This is a genomic window from Bradyrhizobium sp. WSM4873, assembly GCF_055811355.1.
Genome location: NZ_JBVVPS010000003.1, coordinates 282,746 through 303,419, shown reverse-complemented (window position 1 = coordinate 303,419; position 20,674 = coordinate 282,746). Strand labels below are relative to the sequence as shown.

General features: G+C 65.3%; 16 protein-coding genes. 2 read left to right on the top strand and 14 right to left on the bottom strand.

What is annotated here, in order from left to right:
• Positions 1-21 precede the first annotated feature (21 nt).
• From dxr to AC0L21_RS08045, 12 genes are all read right to left on the bottom strand, one after another.
• Positions 22-1,245, bottom strand: a complete 1,224-nt coding sequence (gene dxr / locus AC0L21_RS08100; RefSeq protein WP_473259965.1) for a 1-deoxy-D-xylulose-5-phosphate reductoisomerase — start codon at positions 1,243-1,245, stop codon at positions 22-24.
• 4 nt (positions 1,246-1,249) lie between these two features.
• Positions 1,250-2,035 (bottom strand): phosphatidate cytidylyltransferase, encoded by a 786-nt coding sequence (locus tag AC0L21_RS08095; protein WP_473259963.1) that lies wholly within the window; start codon positions 2,033-2,035, stop codon positions 1,250-1,252.
• Positions 2,036-2,088: 53 nt separating this feature from the next.
• Positions 2,089-2,847 carry an isoprenyl transferase gene (locus AC0L21_RS08090; protein ID WP_473259961.1) on the bottom strand — a complete coding sequence of 253 codons (759 nt, stop codon included), beginning with the start codon at positions 2,845-2,847 and terminating at the stop codon, positions 2,089-2,091.
• 114 nt (positions 2,848-2,961) lie between these two features.
• Positions 2,962-3,525 carry a ribosome recycling factor gene (frr, locus tag AC0L21_RS08085; RefSeq protein ID WP_007603628.1) on the bottom strand — a complete coding sequence of 188 codons (564 nt, stop codon included), beginning with the start codon at positions 3,523-3,525 and terminating at the stop codon, positions 2,962-2,964.
• A gap of 67 nt (positions 3,526-3,592) precedes the next feature.
• Positions 3,593-4,309 carry a UMP kinase gene (gene pyrH, locus AC0L21_RS08080; protein WP_473259959.1) on the bottom strand — a complete coding sequence of 239 codons (717 nt, stop codon included), beginning with the start codon at positions 4,307-4,309 and terminating at the stop codon, positions 3,593-3,595.
• A gap of 60 nt (positions 4,310-4,369) precedes the next feature.
• A complete protein-coding gene (gene tsf, locus AC0L21_RS08075; RefSeq protein ID WP_473259957.1) occupies positions 4,370-5,293 on the bottom strand; it encodes a translation elongation factor Ts in 924 nt (307 codons plus the stop codon).
• A gap of 131 nt (positions 5,294-5,424) precedes the next feature.
• Positions 5,425-6,417 (bottom strand): 30S ribosomal protein S2, encoded by a 993-nt coding sequence (locus tag AC0L21_RS08070; RefSeq protein WP_007610895.1) that lies wholly within the window; start codon positions 6,415-6,417, stop codon positions 5,425-5,427.
• Between the two features lie 221 nt (positions 6,418-6,638).
• Complete coding sequence (locus AC0L21_RS08065) at positions 6,639-9,131, bottom strand: caspase family protein (protein WP_473259955.1); 2,493 nt, start codon at positions 9,129-9,131, stop codon at positions 6,639-6,641.
• A 191-nt stretch (positions 9,132-9,322) separates the two neighbouring features.
• A complete protein-coding gene (locus AC0L21_RS08060) occupies positions 9,323-10,063 on the bottom strand; it encodes a carbonic anhydrase (protein ID WP_473259953.1) in 741 nt (246 codons plus the stop codon).
• A 109-nt stretch (positions 10,064-10,172) separates the two neighbouring features.
• Positions 10,173-10,691, bottom strand: coding sequence for a hypothetical protein (locus AC0L21_RS08055; RefSeq protein WP_473260116.1), 519 nt, complete (start codon positions 10,689-10,691; stop codon positions 10,173-10,175).
• A 114-nt stretch (positions 10,692-10,805) separates the two neighbouring features.
• On the bottom strand, positions 10,806-14,309 hold the full coding sequence (gene dnaE / locus AC0L21_RS08050; protein ID WP_473259951.1) for a DNA polymerase III subunit alpha: 3,504 nt from the start codon (positions 14,307-14,309) through the stop codon (positions 10,806-10,808).
• 452 nt (positions 14,310-14,761) lie between these two features.
• Complete coding sequence (locus AC0L21_RS08045; RefSeq protein ID WP_473259949.1) at positions 14,762-15,487, bottom strand: outer membrane protein; 726 nt, start codon at positions 15,485-15,487, stop codon at positions 14,762-14,764.
• Positions 15,488-15,740: 253 nt separating this feature from the next.
• On the opposite strand from AC0L21_RS08045, the gene AC0L21_RS08040 reads away from it, so the two are divergent.
• Together AC0L21_RS08040 and AC0L21_RS08035 are read left to right on the top strand one after the other, a co-directional pair.
• Positions 15,741-16,061 (top strand): DUF3551 domain-containing protein, encoded by a 321-nt coding sequence (locus AC0L21_RS08040; protein WP_473259947.1) that lies wholly within the window; start codon positions 15,741-15,743, stop codon positions 16,059-16,061.
• A gap of 1 nt (position 16,062) precedes the next feature.
• Positions 16,063-16,302, top strand: coding sequence for a DUF3551 domain-containing protein (locus AC0L21_RS08035; protein WP_473259945.1), 240 nt, complete (start codon positions 16,063-16,065; stop codon positions 16,300-16,302).
• A 154-nt stretch (positions 16,303-16,456) separates the two neighbouring features.
• Here AC0L21_RS08035 and map read toward each other — a convergent pair whose 3' ends face one another.
• Both map and AC0L21_RS08025 read right to left on the bottom strand, forming a co-directional pair.
• The gene (map, locus tag AC0L21_RS08030) at positions 16,457-17,206 is read right to left on the bottom strand and encodes a type I methionyl aminopeptidase (RefSeq protein WP_473259943.1); all 750 of its coding nucleotides are present in this window, start codon (positions 17,204-17,206) and stop codon (positions 16,457-16,459) included.
• A gap of 78 nt (positions 17,207-17,284) precedes the next feature.
• Positions 17,285-20,434, bottom strand: coding sequence for a GAF domain-containing protein (locus tag AC0L21_RS08025; RefSeq protein WP_473259941.1), 3,150 nt, complete (start codon positions 20,432-20,434; stop codon positions 17,285-17,287).
• Positions 20,435-20,674: the final 240 nt, after the last annotated feature.

The following is a 20,674-nucleotide window of genomic DNA, read 5'->3' as shown; positions in this document are numbered from 1 at the left end:
TAGGCCCTGGCCCCGAACCATCTAGGATGCCTTTAAGGCAATTTGAGGCAATAGGGCGGCAGCCCTATTTCGCGCAACATGGTCAACAGCGATTGCATCGTCCGCCGACGTCAGCGGGGCCTGGTTCCCGCCACGAACCCAGTCGTCCAGCGTCGCCTCCACCAGCCGGGCAATCGCGCCAAACCGGATCTTGCCCGCGATGAAGGCGGCGACCGCGACCTCGTTGGCGGCGTTGTAGACCGTGGTCGCCCCCTTCCCGGTCCGGAGCGAATCGAAGGCCAGGCGCAGCCCGGGGAAGCGCTCGAAATCCGGTGCCTCGAACGTCAACTGGCCGATCTTGGCCAGATCGAGCTTGGCGGCCGGACCCTTGATGCGGTCGGGCCAGCCGAGGCAATGCGCGATCGGCGTGCGCATGTCGGGGGCGCCGAGCTGGGCCACGACCGAGCGATCGGAGAACTCGACCATGCCGTGGATGATCGACTGCGGATGAACGAGGACGTCGATCTCGTCGGGCGAGAGCGCAAACAGATAGGAGGCCTCGATCACCTCGAGCCCCTTGTTCATCATCGAGGCGGAATCGATCGTGATCTTCTGGCCCATGCTCCAGTTCGGATGCTTCAGGGCTTGCTCGAGTGTCGCCTGCTCGATGTCGGCAGGCTTCCAGGTGCGGAACGGGCCGCCGGAAGCCGTGATGATGACACGGACGAGCTCGTCGCGATTGCCCGAGGCGAGCGCCTGGAACAGCGCATTGTGCTCGGAATCCGCAGGCAGGATGCAGGCGCCCGCTTTCGCCGCGCGCTGCATGAAGAAATCACCGGCGCAGACGAGACATTCCTTGTTGGCGAGCGCGACATGCGCGCCGCGATCGACCGCCGCCAGTGCCGGCTTCAGCCCGGCGGCGCCACTTACGGCGGCCATCACCCAATCGGCCGGACGCGCGCCGGCCTCGATCACCGCGCTTTCGCCGGCGCCGCATTCGGTGCTGGTGCCCGCGAGCGCAGCCTTGAGCTCGGCAAATTTTGAGGTGTCGGCGATCGCGACGAAGCGCGCGGAAAACTCCTTCGCGAGCTTTGTCAGCGCCTCGACATTGCTGTTCGCCGTCAGCGCCTCGACACGGTAGCGCTCCGGAGAGGCGCGCAGCAGATCCATCGTGCTGTCGCCGATCGAGCCGGTGGCGCCGAGAACCGTGACGCTGCGAACGGTCGATGCCGCAGCCTTGTTGTTACGCAAAGGAACCGCGCTCATATGTTCACCAAACCATAAGACCGCTTCCGGCGCTATGCACACCATGGCGGAGGAAGCCGATAATCCATGCCACCAGGATGGCGGCGACAAAACCGTCCAGGCGGTCCAATAGCCCGCCGTGGCCGGGAATTAAGTGACTGGAATCCTTGACATCGAAGCGCCGCTTGACCGCGGATTCGAACAGATCGCCGCAGGCCGACACGACCGACAGGACCGCGCTCACGAGCAGCAATGGAACTATCTTTCCGATCCCGCAAGCGGCAAAGCCGACCGCGACCAAAAGGCTCGCGACAAAGCCGCCGAGCGCCCCTGCCCAGGTCTTCTTCGGGCTGACGCGCGGCCACAGCTTCGGTCCGCCGATGCCGCGGCCGGCGAAATAGCCGCCGATATCGGTCGCCCACACCACGAGCAGCACGAACATCAGCGCGGCGAAGCCGTTCACGAGATCCTTCCGCAGCAGGATCGAGGCGAGTAGCGCCGCCGACGCATAGGCGAATCCGGAGGCCGCCCAGACGAACTTGCCCCGCGCGATCACCGTCACGATCGCACCGCCAATGAGGCCGGTGATGATGGCGGTCTTCAGCGCGCCGAAGGCAACGCACAAGCCCATCGTGGCGATGATGATCGTCCCCGTCCCGGTCAGCGCGGTCGAGCCTGCGCCCACGACCATCAGCCATTCCGCGAACAGTCCGATCGACACCAGAGTGACGAGAAGCGCCCACAGCCAGCCGCCGGCATAAGCGAGCGCAATGGCGAGCGGCGCCAGCACCAGCGCTGCGAGGATTCGCATCACAAGATTGCTCGGGGCAGGCTGAGCGCCGGCCGGTGCGGAGTCGGGCTCGCTCACGAGGCGGTTTTCGAAACCAGGCCGCCGAAACGGCGCTCGCGCCTGGCGAATTCGGCGATTGCGCCTTCCAGCGCCGCCTTGTCGAAATCGGGCCAGTGAATCGGCACGAAGACGAGCTCGCTATAGGCGGCCTGCCACATCAGGAAGTTGGACAGGCGCTGCTCGCCGCTGGTGCGGATGATGAGATCGGGATCGGGAATGTCGGGCGCGTCGAGATGCGTCCCCAGTGTCTCGGCATCGATCGTGTCGGGCGTGCGCCGGCCCTCGGCGACTTCGCGCGCGAGCTTCTGCGCCGCCTTCGCGATCTCCTGCCGGGAGCCGTAATTGAAGGCGACGACGAGCGTGAGGCGCGTGTTATCGCGCGTCAGCTCCTCCGCCTCGTTGAGAAGTGCGCAGATGTCGCCCTCCAGCCCGTCCCGCTCGCCGATGATGCGGACCTTGACGCCGTCGCGATGCAGGCTCGCCAGATCGTTGCGGATGAAGCGGCGCAACAGGCCGAACAGATCGCCGATCTCGCTCGCCGGACGCGACCAGTTTTCCGAGCTGAAGGAGAAGATGGTGAGATAACGGATGCCAAGCTCATGCGACGCGCGAACCACGCGGCGCAGGGCCTCCACGCCGCGGCGATGGCCTTCCGCCCGGGGCAAGCCGCGCGCGGCCGCCCAACGTCCGTTGCCATCCATGATGATGGCGACATGCGCAGGCGCATCAGACCGATCTGGTCCTTCCGTTGCGGGCGCGGCGGCGTTGGACATGAGGCTGCCTTAAAGCATGATCCGGACCCGAAGGGCCGCGTTAGCGCGAAGTGCGAAGCGGTTTTCCGAAAAGATCATGCGCGAACAATAACCTAGAGCGCGATCCATCGCGCTTTAGACGGTGAGGATTTCTTTTTCCTTGGCGGCGAGCAACTGGTCGATCTCGGAGATGGTGCCGTCGGTCGCCTTCTGCACCTCGTCGGCGTGGCGCTTCTGATCGTCCTCGGACATCTCGTGATTCTTCTCGAGCTTCTTGAGAACGTCGAGACCGTCGCGGCGGACATGGCGCGCGGCGACCTTGGCGGCTTCCGCGTATTTGTGCGCGACCTTGACGAGCTCCTTGCGGCGCTCCTCGTTGAGCTCGGGGATGCGCAGGCGCAGCACCTGGCCTTCGGTCGCCGGCGACAGGCCGAGATTGGAATCGACGATCGCCTTCTCCACGGCCTTGACCATCGACTTGTCCCAGACCTGCACCGAGATCAGGCGCGGCTCCGGCACGCTGACGGTGGCGAGCTGGTTCAGCGGCATGTGGCTGCCATAGGCATCGACCTGCACCGGATCTAGCATCGAGGCGGAGGCGCGACCGGTGCGCAGGCCGCCAAGTTCGTGCTTGAGCGACTGGATCGCCCCCTGCATGCGGCGCTTCACTTCGTTGAGATCGAAATTATCCGTGGCCATCACGTTTCTCCTTCAAAATCCCGGCGACCTCTCCGCGCCCCTTCCTAAAGGGCGCAACGACAAGCCGTCAGCCGGCGACAATGGTTCCGTGGCCGCCGCCACGCAGTACAGCGCCGATCGAGCCCGGCTCCGCGATCGAGAACACGATGATAGGCAGCGACGTCTCGCGGGCAAGTGCGAAGGCGGTCGCATCCATCACCTTGTAGCCGCCCTCGATCGCCTGCGAATGCGTCAGACGGTCGAATCGCGTCGCCGTCGGGTCCTTCTTCGGGTCGGCCGAGTAGACGCCGTCGACATTGGTCGCCTTCAGCACCGCCTGGGCGCCGATCTCGGCGGCGCGCAGCACTGCGGTCGTGTCGGTGGTGAAGAACGGATTACCGGTTCCGCCGCCGAGCAGCACGATTTGGCCCTCGGCGAGGTATTTGTGTGCCGCGGTGCGGGTGAACAGCTCGGAAATCTCGGGCATGACGAAGGCCGACAGCGTGCGCGCAGGCGTGCCCTTGCGCTCGATCGTGGCTTCGAGCGCGAGGCAGTTCATCATCGTGGCAAGCATGCCCATGGTGTCGCCGGTCGGGCGCGACACGCCGCGCGAAGAGACCTCGACGCCGCGAAAGAGGTTGCCGCCGCCGATCACGACGGCGATTTCGGTGCCGAGATGGCGGGCTGCGATCAGATCGTCGGCGACCCGGTCGATGGTCGGCTGATCAATGCCAAAACCCTGCGGTCCCGCGAGATATTCGCCGGACAGCTTGATCACGACGCGACGATAGACCGGATCAGTCATGAGCACTTTCCTTGTCCGGGCGCCGCTTCCGGCGGCACGCCGGAGGGAACGTTCCGGCGCTTACTTCTTGCCGCTGGCCGCCGCGACCTCGGCCGCGAAGTCGCTTTCCTGCTTCTCGATTCCCTCACCGAGAGCATAGCGCACAAAGCCCGCGATCTTCACCGCGCCGCCGATCTTGCCTTCGGCTTCCTTCACCGCCTGCGCCACCGACTTGCCGGTGTCGTGGATGAAGGCCTGCTCGAGCAGGCAGACTTCCTTGTAATAGGTCTTTAGGCCGGACTCGACGATCTTCTCGATCACGTTCTCGGGCTTGCCCTGCTGGCGATATTTGTCGGCGAGCACGTCCTTTTCGCGCTTGACGACCGCCGGATCGAGACCGGACGGATCGAGCGCCAGGGGGTTGGCGGCCGCGACATGCATCGCGATCTGACGGCCAAGCGTTGCGAGCTCATCGGCCTTGCCGGGCGATTCCAGTGCCACGATCACGCCCATCTTGCCGGCGCCCTCGACGACCGCGCCATGGACGTAGCTCGACACCACGCCCTGGCTGACCTCGAGCGAATCTGCGCGGCGCAGCGTCATGTTCTCGCCGATGGTGGCAATCGCGTCATTGATCGCAGTTTCGATCGTGACGTCGCCGACCTTGGCGGCCTTGATCTTCTCGACATCGGCGCCGACGTTGAATGCGACCTGGGCGACCATCTTGACGAGGCCCTGAAACTGGCCGTTGCGCGCCACGAAATCGGTCTCTGAATTAACCTCGACCACGACGCCCTTGTTGCCCTTGGTGAGCGCGCCGATCAGCCCCTCGGCAGCGACGCGGCCCGACTTCTTGGCGGCCTTCGACAGGCCCTTCTTGCGCAGCCAATCCTGCGCCGCTTCCATGTTGCCGTCGTTTTCGGTCAGCGCGGCCTTGCAGTCCATCATGCCTGCGCCGGTCGACTCGCGCAGGTCCTTGACCATCGCAGCTGTGATCGTTGCCATCGTTCAAAATCCTTTTTGCCTGCCGGTTTGCCGCGGCGCGGCCAGATCGCCTCGCCGCGGTCCATCTCAGGAATTCGCGTCAACTGAAATGGTGGCCGGAACTTGTCCGGCCAACCCATCGCTCTTTTTGACTATTCCGCTTCCGCGGTCAGCGCCTTGGCCTTGGCCACCCAGGCGTCCGCGCGGCTCGGCAGCCCGACTTCTTCGCCGATCTTGTGCGCGGTGTCGTGATCGAGCTCGGCCAGCTGCCAGAAGTGGAAGATGCCGAGGTCGTTGAACTTCTTCTCGATCGCGCCCGACACGCCCGGGAGCTTCTTGAGGTCGTCGGAGGTGCCGCGCGGACCGGCAAGGCCCTGGAAGCCGCTCGTGGCGGCGGGCAGCTCTTCTGCGACCGGCCGAACCGAAGCGCCGACGTCGATTCCGGAATCGCCCTGGGCGCGCGAAATGCCGTCAATGGCTGCGCGCGCGATCAGATCGCAATAGAGCGCGATCGCGCGGCCGGCGTCGTCATTTCCCGGCACCACATAGGTGATGCCCTTCGGATCCGAATTGGTGTCGACGATCGCCGCGACCGGGATGTTGAGCCGCTGGGCTTCCTGGATCGCGATGTCTTCCTTGTTGGTGTCGATCACGAAGATCAGGTCGGGCAGACCGCCCATGTCCTTGATGCCGCCGAGCGAGCGGTCGAGCTTGTCGCGCTCGCGCTGAAGCGTCAGGCGCTCCTTCTTGGTGTAGGAGGAGGCATCGCCGCCGGCGAGCACGTCGTCGAGATGACGCAGGCGCTTGATCGAGCCCGAGATCGTCTTCCAGTTGGTCAGCGTGCCGCCGAGCCAGCGCGAATTGACGAAGTACTGAGCGCAGCGCTTGGCCGCGTCGGCAACGCCGTCCTGCGCCTGGCGCTTGGTGCCGACGAACAGGATGCGGCCGCCCTTGGCGACGGTGTCGCTGACCGCCTGCAAGGCGTTGTGCAGCAACGGCACGGTCTGCGCGAGGTCGACGATGTGGATGTTGTTGCGGGCGCCGAAAATGAACGGCGCCATTTTCGGATTCCAGCGGTGAGACTGGTGACCAAAGTGCACGCCGGCTTCGAGGAGCTGACGCATAGTGAAATCGGGTAGTGCCATCGTTCTAATTCTCCGGTTGGTTCCTCCGGAAGCGTGTGAGCAGGACAGAGCGTTGTCGCCCCGGCTGCCACCGGACGGCCTTGTGAGCCATGCTTCCGTGTGAGATGGCGCGGTGTATAGCGCGATTTCGACCAGAAGCAAGGAAATAAGGGCCTTTCGGGGCGGCTTTCGCCCGCGAGAGGCCCCCTTCCGTAAAGACCACGCTGCGGCCTAGCCCCTGCCTAGCATCTGGGCTGGTTCGGCGGGCACTTCTTTGCCGCCGGCGGCGGCGCCGGAGGACGCGGCGGAGGTGCTGCCGGGCGTGGCGGCGGCGGTGGCGCGACGGCCACCCGGGGCGGCGGAGGCGGTGCCGGCCGGGCGACCGGCGGCGGCGGCGCGGGTCGCGCCATCGGCGGCGGCGCCGGCCGAGCGACCGCCGCGGGGGGAGCCGGCCGTGCCGGTGGCGGCGGCGCAACACGCGGTGGAGGCGGAGGCGTCGGCCTCGCCACGGCCTGAGGCCGCGGTGGTGGTGCCGACGGCCGGGCAGCCTGGGCGGGAGCAGCGGTCGGCTGATGTTGCGGCCTGATCGGCTCCCGCGCCGCCTGGGGCGGCGGCGTGACCGGTCGTCCAGCTAGGCCAGGAGGCGGAGGCATGCGGGCAGCCGGCGAACCAGCCGGCTCGCGGGTCGCGGACTTGCCATGCTCCCCAGGCCCGGTCCCGGGCGGGGCCTGGGCCACTGGCGCCTTCGGCAGTTGGCCGGGCACGGCGGCCGGGTTTGTCGCCGTGGGCGCAGTCGTCGGCGCGCCGGTCGGTGCACCGGGATGCGCTTTCGGCGTGGTGCCAGCAGCAGTCGTCGGCGCCCCCGCAGGCGCCCCGGAATGGGTCGGCAGCGGCGCGCCGGGTGCAGTGGCCGTCGGCTGCCCGGGTCTGCCGCCTTGCAGTGGCCCGGCTCCCGCTGACGGTACAGGTGGGCCGCCTTGAGTGCCGGGAACCGGCAGCGTGTTGGCTTGGGGCAGCCTGGCCGGTGGGATGCCAGGTGGACTGGCAGGTGGAGTGGCAGGTGGCGTACCGGTCGGTGCGACATTGGCGGGCCTCGCCGGAGGCGTTCCTGGCCTCGTCGTCGGCTGCACCGTCGCGCTCGGCGGCATCGGCGCCTTGCCCTGCTGGATCAGGGCGGCGCGCTGCACGGCCGCCTGCGGCATGGCTGGACCAGCCGGATTGATGCGCCCGGCAATGGCCGGCGTGAGATTGCCCGGTCCGGCACCCGCCCCCACCGGCGCTGCCGGCGGCTGGTTGATCACCGTGTTGATGACCGTCCTGTTATGGATGTTCTGATAGATGATATTGTTCGGCGGCGGAGCGACATAGACCGGCGGCCTGACGAACACAGGAATCGGCACGAACATCGGCTGCGGCAGCACGAACAGGCCGATCACCGGCATCGGCGGCGACAGCACGACGAAATCCGGCGGCGGCGGCGGCAGATAGTAGACCGGCGGCGGCGGTGGCGGCGCGAAGCCAAAATCCGGATCGCTGAAATACAGCACCGGACGGTCGACATAGACCACCTCCTCCGGCGGCGGTGGCGGCACGTCGTAGTCGATCATCGCGAAGCTCGGCGGCGGCTCGGCCGGCGCGGTGAGAATCGCCAGGCGCCGGCGCGCATCTGCCGCATGCGGACCGCGCGAATAGCGACGCAGATACGACCAATAGGCTTCCGGCGTGTCGGTGCGATAGGTTCGCCGCCAGGTGATGGCCTCACGGCGCGCCGCGACGATCGCCATCACGCGCTTCGACAGCGGGTCGCCGGGATAGGCGGTGAGAAACTCTTCATAGGCCGGCAGCGTGTCGCGCGTGAGCGCGGCGGCATAGGCATCCTGCACGCCGAGATCGCGGATCGGCTTGTTGCGGATCGCGGCGACCTGGTCGGGTGCGGCCTCAGGCGGCGGCGCGTCGGGCCCGCGCTCGAAGAACGAGAATTGAGCGGAAATCTTCTGCTCGTTCCAGGGCACTTGCGCGCCCTTGCTGGCCTCGTTGACGCGCAGGCGAACGCGGTCGAACACCTCGGGCAGCGGCAGGCCGCCGGTGCGGATCATCTCCGCCAGCGACTGCGCATAGATGCCGTAAGGTCCGGGCTCCTCGAGCGCCACCGTGCCGGGCGCGGCATTGAACGCGATCAGCATGTTGGCGTCGGGCTCGACCAGCGCAAGTCCGCTCGCGATCTGCTGGCCGCCCTCCACGAAGGGCTGCGCCCGCGCAGCGTCGAGCACGACGATGTTGGCCTTGAGCGGAACGGAAGCCAGCTGGCGGAGATAGTCGCCGATGCGCAGGCCTTCGGTCGGAATGTCGGTGTCGCGGGTGATGTTGGAATCGACCGGGATGAAGTAGTTCTCACCCGCAAGCTGCACGCCATAGCCGGCGAGATAGACCATTGCGACGGTGCCCGGGCCTGAGGCCTGCGCCTTCTGGATGAAATCGCGAAAGCTCTTGCGCAGCGTGTCGCCGTCGAGGTCGCGGGCGCCGACGACGTCGAAGCCCGCCGCCTGCAGCGTCTGCGCGATCAGGCCGGCATCGTTTGCCGTCGTCGCCAGCGGCGACTTGGCATAGGCGCCGTTGCCGACCACGAGCGCGATACGCTTTTCCTGCTGCTGCGCACGCGCCGGATCCGGCGCGCCCGCGGCAAGGACCGCGATCGGCAGGAGAAGGCAAATGAAGGCTCTGAGCGTCCCACGCATGGCTTGCTTGCCCGTTTTTGTTGTTGAGGTGCCGCCACGCATCAGACGCGCGGCCAGCTGAATGGCACTTGAACGAAAGGCTTCCAAATAACGAAGGCTTGGATTGAGGCGGCGGCATGGCCACCCCGCTCCGGTGTCAGCTCCGCGTAAGTGACGCGGCGACGCACCGGCGCGAGGCGAAGTCAGCCGGTTCAGCCCTGCGCAATCAGGTCGACCGTTCCCGTCGTGAGCCGATAGATGCCGCCGACGACCTTCAGCTTGCCCTGCTCCACCGCCGCATTGAGGATCGGCGTTGCCGACTTCAGCTTCGTGACGTTGTCGATGACGTTCTGCCGGATCGCCTTGTCGAGGACGTCCCCACCCTGCTGCATCGCAGCCTTGGCTGCGGGCGTGATCGCATCGACCAGCGAGGGAATATGGCCCGGCGGCGGCTTGTTGTCCTTGATCGCCTTGAGCGTCGCATCGACCGCGCCGCAAGCGTCATGGCCGAGCACGAGGATCAGCGGCGTATTCAACACGGCCACCGCGTATTCCATGCTGGCGATGGTTTCGGTGCCGGCAAAATTTCCGGCGACGCGGCAAACGAACAGATCGCCGCGGCCGGTGTCGAAGGCATATTCCGGCGCGATGCGCGAATCGGCACAGCTCAGCACGGCCGCGAACGGATTCTGTCCGCCGACCAATGCCTCGCGCTCGTGCTTGAAATCGTGCCGCCGCGACACGCCGTCGACATAGCGCGCATTGCCTTCCGTCAGCCGCTTCAATGATGCGTCGGGCGACAGCACGTTCTGCGGCTTGGGCGGCGCCTTGGTCTCCTTGGCGAAGGCTCTGCCAGTGAGGGCGAGGCCGAGCGCCGAGGCACCAAACAACATCGCGGATCGTCGCGACGGCGCGATCCTCTCATGTGGGGATTCATTGCACTTGTCGCACATGTCACGTTCCCTCCCGGCACGATGGACGAACGGCCTTACTGCGATCATAGCCGCAACAATGTGACGACACCACAAATGACGGTGCGGGCGGGGCCGAATTCGCGCGGGGCTATTCCGCCAACCGAAGCTCTGCGATCGTCGTCCTGGCGGCCGGTTCATCCAAGGGCAGGAAATCCAGCGGCCCCTGATTTTTATAGCCGGACGTCATCGCAAGCGTGAGACCCCAGCCCAGCACCCCCGTGCTCGCGTTCGCGATCATGGCGCTCTTGCGCTGACTGAAGCGCGCTACGAAGAACACGGTCTGCCCCGACTGAGCCGAGAAGTCCACGCGCGTGACGCCGAGCGCCGCCTCCTCTGCTACGAACTGGTGCTGGCCTGCCGGGCGATCGACATAGACATATGTCCCGGTCTTCAGACCCTTGATCGGCGTACCGTCGAGGGAAAATTCCCAGTCCGGATCGCCGATGCCGCCGAAACCTTTCTCGCGAAACACGACGACGCGGGCCTGCCCGGCTTTCGGCGGACCCAGCTTTCGTACCGTCTCCGAATATCCGAGCCCGCTCCTCGCCGTCTCACAGCCGCACAGCAGTGCCGCAGCCACGAGCAATATCAGCCCACGCAATAGCATCACGCCCCCAGATTTTCCCCGAGTGCATGCTAACCGAAAACAGCGACAGGTTGCAACAGGGCCGCAGCATGTCCCGCGCAAGACATGCAACTGCCTGCAACACCGTGCGCGTTGCTAGAGCTGCTGCACGTCCACGACGCCCGCGACCGCCTTGATGGCGCCGGCGATCTGCGGCGAGACCTTGAAGCGGCCGGGCAGCTTCATCTCGACCTCGGTCTCGAGGTCGAGCATCATGACCAGCGAGACCTCGCCGTCGCCGTTGGAGCGGGGCGCGATGCCCGGACTGCCGACCTTCGGCGCGGCGCCGTTCGAAGCGGCCATGTCGGGGCCGGCGAGACGCTTGGCGATCGATTCCAGCGGCTTGGTGTCGCGCACGAAGATGCGCAGGCCCTTCTGCGTCTTGGCCGCGGCCTCGTCCAGCGGTTCGGCGTGCAGCACGCGCGCGCGGACGTCCTCGCCCTGGAGCTCGGCGCCGAGCTGGAGCAGCACCGCGGCGCCCGGCTCCAGCACGTCGCGATATTGCGCGAGTCCTTCGGAGAACAGCACCGCCTCAAAGTGACCCGTGGGATCAGAGAGCCCCATGATGCCCATCTTGTTGCCGGTCTTGGTCCGCCGCTCCATGCGCGACACCACGGTGGCCGCGACCTTGCCGGCGGTGGCGCCGGTCTTCACCGCGCGCGAGAACTCGGCCCAGGACTGCACCCGCAGCCGCTTCAGCACGGTGGCGTAATCGTCGAGCGGATGTCCCGACAGGAAGAAGCCGATCGCGTCGTATTCGCGGCGCAGCCGCTCGGCCGGCAACCAGGGCTCGATCTGCGGCAGCATGATCGTCGGCGCGTCGGCCGAGCTGCCGAACATGTCGTTCTGGCCGATGGTTGCAGCTTCGTTCGCCCGCTGGCACGCGGCGAGAATCGAGTCGGCGCCGGCGAAGACCCGCGCCCTGTTGGGCTCCAGCGTGTCGAAGGCGCCCGCGGCGGCGAGGCTTTCGATGATGCGCTTGTTGATCGCGCGCGGCGACACCCGCGCGGCAAAGTCGGCGAGCGAGGTGAACAGGCCGTTCTTGGTCCGCTCCGCGATGATCTGCTCGACGGCCGCGATCCCGACGCCCTTCAGCGCCGCGAGCGCGTAGTAGATGGTCTTGTCGCCGACCTCGAAAGTCGCGCCGGAGCGGTTGACGTTGGGCGGCTCGACCTTGATGCCGAGGCGCTGCGCCTCGGCGCGGAATTCGGACAGCTTGTCGGTATTGTTGAGATCGAGCGTCATCGACGCCGCGATGAACTCCACCGGGTAATGCGCCTTCATGTAGGCGGTGTGGTAAGATACCAGCGCATAGGCCGCCGCGTGGCTCTTGTTGAAGCCGTAGTCGGCGAATTTCGCCAGCAGTTCGAAGATGGTGTCGGCCTGCCCCTTCGGCACGCCGTTCTTCACTGCGCCTGCGACGAAGATCTCGCGCTGCTTCTCCATCTCGGCGCGGATCTTCTTGCCCATGGCGCGGCGCAGCAGGTCGGCGTCGCCGAGCGAATAGCCCGACATCACCTGCGCGATCTGCATCACCTGTTCCTGGTAGATGATGACGCCGAAGGTCTCTTTGAGAATCGGCTCCAGCACGGGGTGGAGATATTCCGGCTCCTCGTCGCCGTGCTTGCGCGCGCAATAGGTCGGGATGTTCGCCATCGGACCCGGTCGATAGAGCGCGACCAGCGCGATGATATCCTCGAAACGGTCGGGACGCATGTCGACCAGCGCGCGCCGCATGCCCTGGCTTTCAACCTGGAACACGCCGACCACCTCGCCGCGCGCCAGCATCTGGTAGCTTTCGGCATCGTCGATCGGCAGCGTCGCGAGGTCGACATGGATGTCGCGCGGCTTGAGCAGTTTGCACGCGACGTCGAGCACGGTCAGCGTCTTCAGGCCGAGGAAGTCGAACTTCACGAGGCCGGCCGGCTCGACCCATTTCATGTTGAACTGGGTCACCGGCATGTCGGATTTGGGATCGCGATACATCGGTACGAGTTCGCTCAAGGGGCGATCGCCGATCACGATGCCGGCCGCGTGCGTCGAGGCGTGACGGGTTAGGCCTTCGAGGCGCTGCGCGATGTCGAAGGCGCGCGCCACCACCGGGTCCTCGTCGCGGAATGCCTGGAGTTTCGGCTCGCTCTCGATCGCAGCCGCAAGCGTCACCGGCGCGGCCGGATTCTGCGGCACGAGCTTGGTGAGCTTGTCGACCTGGCCATAGGGCATCTGCAGCACGCGGCCGACGTCGCGGAGCACGCCACGCGCCTGCAGCGTACCGAAGGTGATGATCTGCGCGACCTGGTCGCGACCGTAGCGCTCCTGGACGTACCTGATCACCTCGCCGCGGCGGTCCTGGCAGAAGTCGATGTCGAAATCCGGCATCGAGACGCGTTCCGGATTGAGGAAGCGCTCGAACAGCAGGCCGAACTTGATCGGGTCGAGGTCGGTGATGGTCAGCGCCCACGCCACCAGCGACCCTGCGCCGGAGCCGCGGCCCGGCCCGACCGGGATGCCCTGGCCCTTAGCCCATTTGATGAAGTCGGAGACGATCAGGAAGTAGCCCGCGTATTTCATGCGCATGATGACGTCGAGCTCGAACGCCAGCCGCGCGCTGTAATCTTCTTCCGTCGTGCCTTGCGACAGTCCGTGCACGCGCAAGCGGTTGGCGAGCCCCTCCTCCGCCTGCCGCTTCAATTCGGCCGCCTCGACCGCGGCGGCATCGGAGCTTGCGGCGGCGCCGACCGTGAAGAACGGCAGGATCGGCTTGCGCGTCATCGGCCGGAACGAGCAGCGCTCGGCGATCTCGACCGTCGAGGCCAGCGCCTCCGGAATGTCGGCGAACAGCACCGCCATCTCGGCGCGGGTCTTGAAGCGGTGATCGGGCGTAAGCTGCTCGCGCTCGGTCTCCGCGATCAGCCGCCCGCCGGCGATGCAGAGCAGCGCGTCATGGGCTTCGTAATCGTCGGTCGCGGCGAAATACGGCTCGTTGGTGGCGACCAGCGGCAGGCCCTTGGTATAGGCGATGTCGATCAGGCTGCTTTCGACCCGCCGCTCCTTCTCGATGTTGTGGCGCTGCAATTCGATGTAGAGGCGGTCCCCGAACAGGCTGGCCAGACGCTCGCAGCGCGCCGCCGCGAGCTCGGTATACCCGCCCGCAAGCGCCAGCGAGATCGGCCCGTCCGGACCGCCCGTCAGCGCGATCAGGCCTTCGGTCTCGCCTTCGAGCCAGTCGAACTTGATGTGGGGAGCATGAGTGTCGGGCGTCTCCATGAACGCGCGCGAGTTCAGCCGCATCAGGCTGCGATAGCCGCGCTCCTGCGCGGCCAGCAGCACCACGCGCGAGGGCAGAAGCGCGTTGCGGGCAGTGGGGTCCTGGTCGCCGAACTCGATCGCGATTTCGCAGCCGACGATCGGCTGGATTCCGGAGCCCGCCATCTTGTCGGAGAACTCCAGCGCGCCGAACATGTTATCGGTGTCGGTCAGCGCCAGCGCCGGCTGATGGTCTTTCTTGGCAAGCTCCGCGAGCTTGGCGATCTTGATCGAGCCCTTGAGCAGCGAATAGGCCGAGTGAACGTGAAGGTGGACAAATCCGGCGCTCGGCATGGTCGCGTGACGGCCTCTTGCAGATGAGATGGAGCGGTCACCGGCACGGGAGGCATCCTGCACTCGCCCGGCCGACTCGCCTCACAATGGTGGGGCGTCATGGTGCCAGAGTCCACGCCGGAACGGCCGATCGGCCGCGTCGTCCTGCTTTTCCCCAACCTGGCCGCGCCTAGAGCTGCGGGAGCACCTGGGCCCAGATCGCGATCATCCCGACAAACAGCGCGATCGAGGCTAGCGCGGCGGCTTCTTCGACGAAAATCCTGAACATGGCTTACTCCATGGTGAGAACGTATGAAGAACATTGTTCTCATTTCGTTCTCGGGATCAAGCCATCTTCGCCATCTCGAAAGCGAATGGTTAACCTGCTGAACTTGAACAACAAAAAAGCCCCGGCCGATGGCCGGGGCTTTCGCCGACCGCTCGAAGTCGAGCGATCGATATCAGGCTTCTGCTCAGTAACGGCCGAGGCTCGGGCCGCCGAACTTGTAGTTCAGGCGGACGAGGCCCATGTCGACGTCCTGACGGATGCGGTCGGTCGAGGGCACCAGCGCGAAGGTGACGTCCTTGTCCTGCAGGAAGATGTGGTTGTACTCGACGCCGACTGACCAGTTCGGCGCGAAGCCGTACTCGAGGCCTGCACCGACCGTACCACCCCAGCGGGTCTGGTCGGCCGACGAGAGCAGCGCACCGCCAATGGTCGAGACTTCGTACTTGCCGCCGACGACAGCCGCACCGCCCTTGGCGTAAACGAGGACGTTGTTCCAGGCGTAGCCGATCTGACCGGTGATCAGACCAAACGAGTCGATCTTCGAGCGGTTGCGAGTCCCGAACCCCGGGATCGCGCTGACGTTGTCGCCCGAGAAGTCAGCCCAGTTGCCCTGACCTTCGATGCCGAACACCCACTGGCCCGACTGCATGCGGTAGCCGATCTGACCGCCGACCGTGCCGCCGGTCGCGTCGTGCGAACCCTCGCGGCCACCGCCGACGAGATCCCAAGTCGAATGGGCGGAACCGCCGCCGCCGTTGACGCCGATGTAGAAGCCGCTCCAGTCGTAGATCGCGGCAACCATCGCCGGCGCCTTGGTATAAGGCCGCGCAGCGAGGTCAGCAGCCACTGCCGGTGCAGCCGCGCCGAGCGCGACAAGGCTCACAGCAGCAAGCAACAGATTCTTGTTCATTTGATTCCCGTTCCAGTTTCGTCGTTAGGCCCCCGGGCCGTGGCGTCGTCATAAACAGCGCTCGACGGAATTGCTGTAACCTCGACGCCACAGTCCGCGCCAAAGGATCGCGCTTCATTAATGAAGATTTACCAGCGCGCGCGGGAAACCCTTTGAAACAAGTGTTTTCATGAGTTCCATCGTCGGCTACACGACATCTGCAGCGCGAGCGCGTGACAACGTCGCGCGCACCTTCGCGTGATTGGAGAATTGAATGCGCAGACGAACTGCTCTCCCCATTGTCGCCACATTTTCGCTCGCACTCGCCACATTTGCGCTAACGCTCGACGCAAGCACGCCGGCGCGCGCGTTCGGCACTCACCATGCCTTTTGTCTCACCGGCGATGAATGGCCGGGGCTGAGCAATTGCACGTTCGACACTTACGCGCAGTGCCAAGCGAGTTCGTCAGGCCGCGCCCTCACCTGCATCGCGAACCCGTATTTCGCGGGCCAGAGCGACGATCCCTATGCGTATCAGAACCGGCCGCGCGCGCAGGTGCCGGGTTATTCACCCGGCTACTACGTGCCGCGCTGAGATGCGCCTCGCGCTCCTTGCAACTGGCCTGCTCCTCGCGGGCGCGCCTGCGCACGCGCAGACCTACGATCCGAGCTATCCGGTCTGCATGCATATCTACGGTCCCGTCGGCTATTTCGATTGCCGCTACACCTCGCTCGAGCAGTGCAGATTTTTAGCCGTCGGTCGGTCGGCGGCGTGCGAGGCGAACCCGTATTTTGCGCAGAAGAAGCCCCCTCGCCGCTCGCGGCGCGTCAATTAGATCGGGACGCTGATATGCGGCCCGCCTCGCGTTGAGCTTCCGGCGCCACGCTCGGCAATCTGGTCGGCGAGACTAAGCACCGCCGCTGGCGCGGGATAATCGAAGTCGAAGCCATTCGGATGCTGCCCGAGATCCGGTGGCTTGAGGACGCCTCTTAACCAGCCATCGTAACGATCAACGGTCCGCTTCGGGTTGCGATCACGGTGTGCTCGTATTGAACGGTCGGCGCCTCGGGGCTGCTGTAGAGCGTCCACGGATCATCGCCATCCTGTGCCCATTCGGCGCCAAGGGACAGGAACGGCTCGACGGTGAACACCAGGCCTTCGCTCATGACGCGGCGTTCGGAGCGGTCCGGCCATGTTGCGATCTCCGTCGGCTCCTCGTGGAGCGACAGGCCGACGCCGTGACTGGCAAGGTTCCTGACCAGGCTGTAACCGTTCTTCCGCGCAAAGGTCCCGATGGCTTGGCCGATACCGGCGATCGGCTTGCCGGCTCCAACCTGCTGCAGGCCCGTCCACATCGCGCGCCGGCCATCCCTGCAAAGACGTTCGACCGCGCGGGTTGCGGGTGGAACGGCGAATGAGGCTCCCGTATCCGCAAAGAAGCCGTTCTTCTCGGCTGACACGTCGATGTTCACGAGGTCCCCACGCGCGATCCGCCGATCGCCCGGGATGCCATGAGCGATCTCCTCGTTCACGCTGATGCAGGTCGCCCCGGGGAAGTCGTAGGCCAGCTCCGGAGCCGAACGTGCGCCGGCAGCCTCCAGCAGCGTTCGGCCAATCCGGTCGAGCTCGGAGGTGGTCATGCCCGGCTCGAGCGCCTTTCCCATTGCCTCCAGGATATTGGCGACGATGCGCCCGATTTCTTTCAGGCGCGCGAGGTCGTTGTCGTCCGAGATTGTCATGTCGTGCTCTTCCGAAAGCCGGGACATAGCCCTTGTGGAGGCGGCTTGCAAACGGGAGAGATCGTTTGCAAAGCGCGTTCAGATCTCGTCGAGCAAGATGCGGACCTTGGCAGCCAGGTCTTCGATAGCGAAGGGCTTCGGAAGCAGATGCTTGCCGGCATCGAGCACGCCATCGTGAACGATTGCATTGCGTGTGTAGCCGGTGGTGAACAGCACCTTCAGCCCCGGGTATCGTCTCGACAGCTCGGCCGCAAGCTCGGCGCCGGTCATATCGGGCATGACGACATCCGTGAACAGCAGATCTGGAACGAAGCCATTCTCGATCGTCCTGATCGCGTCTTTGGCGCTGGCTGCCTCGATGACGGTGTAGCCGAGTTCGCGCAGGCTTTCGGACGACATGCTGCGGACGCGCTCATCGTCTTCCACGACGAGAATGGTTTCGTTCTGATGGCTTGCACCGGCAGGTATCGCTTCCAGCGACAGATCTTCGCCCGCCTCCTCGCCGGCGAAGCGTGGAAGGTAGATCTTCACGGTCGTGCCAACATCGACTTCCGAGTCGATTTTGACATGGCCGCCCGACTGCCGCACGAAACCGTAGACCTGACTGAGGCCGAGGCCGGTCCCCTTGCCCACGACCTTGGTCGTGAAAAACGGATCGAACACCTTGCCGAGCACATCGGCCGGAATTCCGGTGCCGTTGTCCGTCACGACGACGAGAACGTACTGCCCAGGTGCGAGCGCATACTCGCGAGCATATTTTCGATCGATCGAGGCGTTGCTGGTTTCTATCGTCAGCCTGCCCCCCTTTGGCATGGCATCGCGCGCGTTGACCGCGAGATTGATCATGGCGCTTTCGAGCTGGGCCGGGTCCGCCTTGACCCGCCAGAGGCCAGCCGCCAGCACCGTCTCGAGGCGGATCAGCTCGCCAAGCGAGCGCTCGAGCAGCTCGCTCATCCCGCCGACCATCTTGTTGATGTCCACGATTTCAGGCGCGAGCGGCTGTTGGCGCGAGAACGCGAGGAGCCTCTGCGTCAACGTGGCTGCGCGATTTGCGCCGTCGATGGCGCCCTCGATGAAGCGGTCTATGCTGACCTCTCCCCTGCCGAGCCGCCGCTTGGCAAGGTTCAGGCTGCCGAGAATAACGGCCAGCATATTGTTGAAGTCGTGGGCAATGCCGCCGGTCAATTGCCCGACGGCTTCCATCTTCTGGGATTGCCGCAGCTGCTCTTCGGCTTTCATGCGCTCGGCAATTTCGTCGGCAACACGTTGCTCCAATCCGGCATTGAGCGCCTCCAGCCGGGTCAAGAGCTGGGCGTTGTCTATAGCGGTTGCGGCATGGCCCGCAATACCAAGCAATGCGGCCTCATGCTCGGCCTGGAATTTGCCCGTCTCGGCGTGACCGAAGAAAAGTCCGCCGAGGACTTCGCCGGTTCGCGAGATCACGGGGACCGCCAGGTAGGATCGGACCGGAAGATGCCCCGCGGGCATGCCTTTCCGCGGCGCGTTCTTGCCGTAGCGCGGGTCCTGCAGGATGTCATCGGACCTCATCACACCCGTGCCCTTGAACGTCGGCTCGAACACGGCGGTGTTGCGGGGCATCGGAAAGTTCTCGAAAGCCGACCGCGGCACACCGGACAGCGAATACAGCATGTAGCTGCCGCCATCCGGCGCAACGACATTGTAGAAGAAGGCCCCGAACTGAGCGCCAGTCAGCTCGACGCCGGCATCCGTTACGATCTGGACGATCTTCTCGAGATCGCGTTCGCGAGAGACCGAAGCCCCGGTATCATTCAGCAGTCTAAGATGACGCTCGGTTTTCTTTTGCGCGGTGATGTCCAGAACCGTTCCGATGAACCGAACAGCCTGGCCATTGGCAAAGATGGCTTGACCCGTCGCGGCGATCCAGCGTTCGACCCCATCCTCGATGCCGATGGTTCGGTATTCCATATTGTAGGTCGTCGGCGCGTGCGGCGTCAGGGCTGCGGAGACGGCCTCGTGGGCGCGCTGCCTGTCCTCGGGATGAAGGCCCTTCAGGAACGACCCTTCATAGCTGACTTCGGCGTCCGGCCGTAGACCGAACACCTCCCTGCAGCGGCTATCCCATCGAAGGACGTTGTTGACCGGGTCGTAGTCCCAGGTGCCGATACCGGCCGCCTTGTTTGCAAGCGTCAGTCGTTCGGCGGCCTCCCGCGCCGCCTGTTCCGATCGGACGCGCTCGATGTGGGCCCACGATCGCTCGGTCACTTCGGTGAGCAAGGCGAGTTCGCGCGGCGTCCACCGGTGCGGGCCGCGGTGATGAATCGCCATCAGGGCTGTCAGTCGTCCTTCCTTCACCAAGGGCATACAGATCGTCGAACCGATCCCGATGTTCTGGAAAGTGGCGGCTTCGTCCGGCGCAATCTCCCTCAAATTGTCATTGATGATGAGCGGCCTGCCCGCGCCCAACTCTCGCACCGCCTTCTTGCCAAAGTCGGCCAGACTGTAGTGACCGAGGATATGCATTGCGCCGGGCGCGGCCCAATCGCCGCGTATCGTGAAGCCGTCCTGGTCCGGGTCCATGTCGGCATAGGCGCAGTTCGAGACGCCGAGATGCTCGCCGACCATTTTGGTCGTGACCGCCATCACGCCGTCGGCATCGCGAGTCCTGGCCGTCTCCTTGTTGAGTGCGTCCAGGAAAACCAGCCGGGCTTCGTTCTCCCGCACGGCCGTCTCCGCACGGCGGCGCTCGACCGCCGTGCGCGTGCGCTCGGCAACGTCGCGAATAAGCTCCAGCTCTTCAGGGCTCCATTCGCGCGGCCCGACATTGTTCAAATACAGCAGCGCCACGACCCCATCGGGCTCCGAGATCGGCATGTTGACCAGCGCGCGCGCCGAGATCGCCTCGAGAGCTTCGGCACGATCGCCGACGCGAGGGTCTTTTTCCGCATCGGCACAGATGACGGTCTCGCCCCGCTTGAGATCTTCGATGTAGCTGCCATAGTCGCGGAAGCGCAGGACGCCTGCGAGGCTCAGGATGCCCGGTGCGTTCCAGTCGCGGACAATGGTGATGGTCTCGGCTGAGGTGTCGACCGTGCCGTAGCCCGCCCGGCTGACGTTGAGGCTACGGCCGAGCAGTTCCGCCGCAGCATAGGCGAGATCGTCGGGATTGCTGATCTCTCGGATGTAATCGCCGAGTGTGGCTAAGACGGAATTGCGATCGGCCGAGCGGACCCCGGTCGCTGTCGTCATTGGTCTTCCCCTGCCACTTCCCTAGCTCCACGATGAGCTAGCTGCCTGATCGTCCCGCTGCTGTTCGCTTCAGTTAGCCCGCCTGAACTTCGAGTGATGCAGACGGGTCGCGCAGATTGTCTGCGCGATAACCGCATGATGGCATTTAGGTTCCCGTCATCACTGTCCCTGGCAGATTGCCGTTCTGCCTGCTTCCACGTGGCCGCCCGATTGCCAATCCAGGCCCCGTGGACAGAGCCG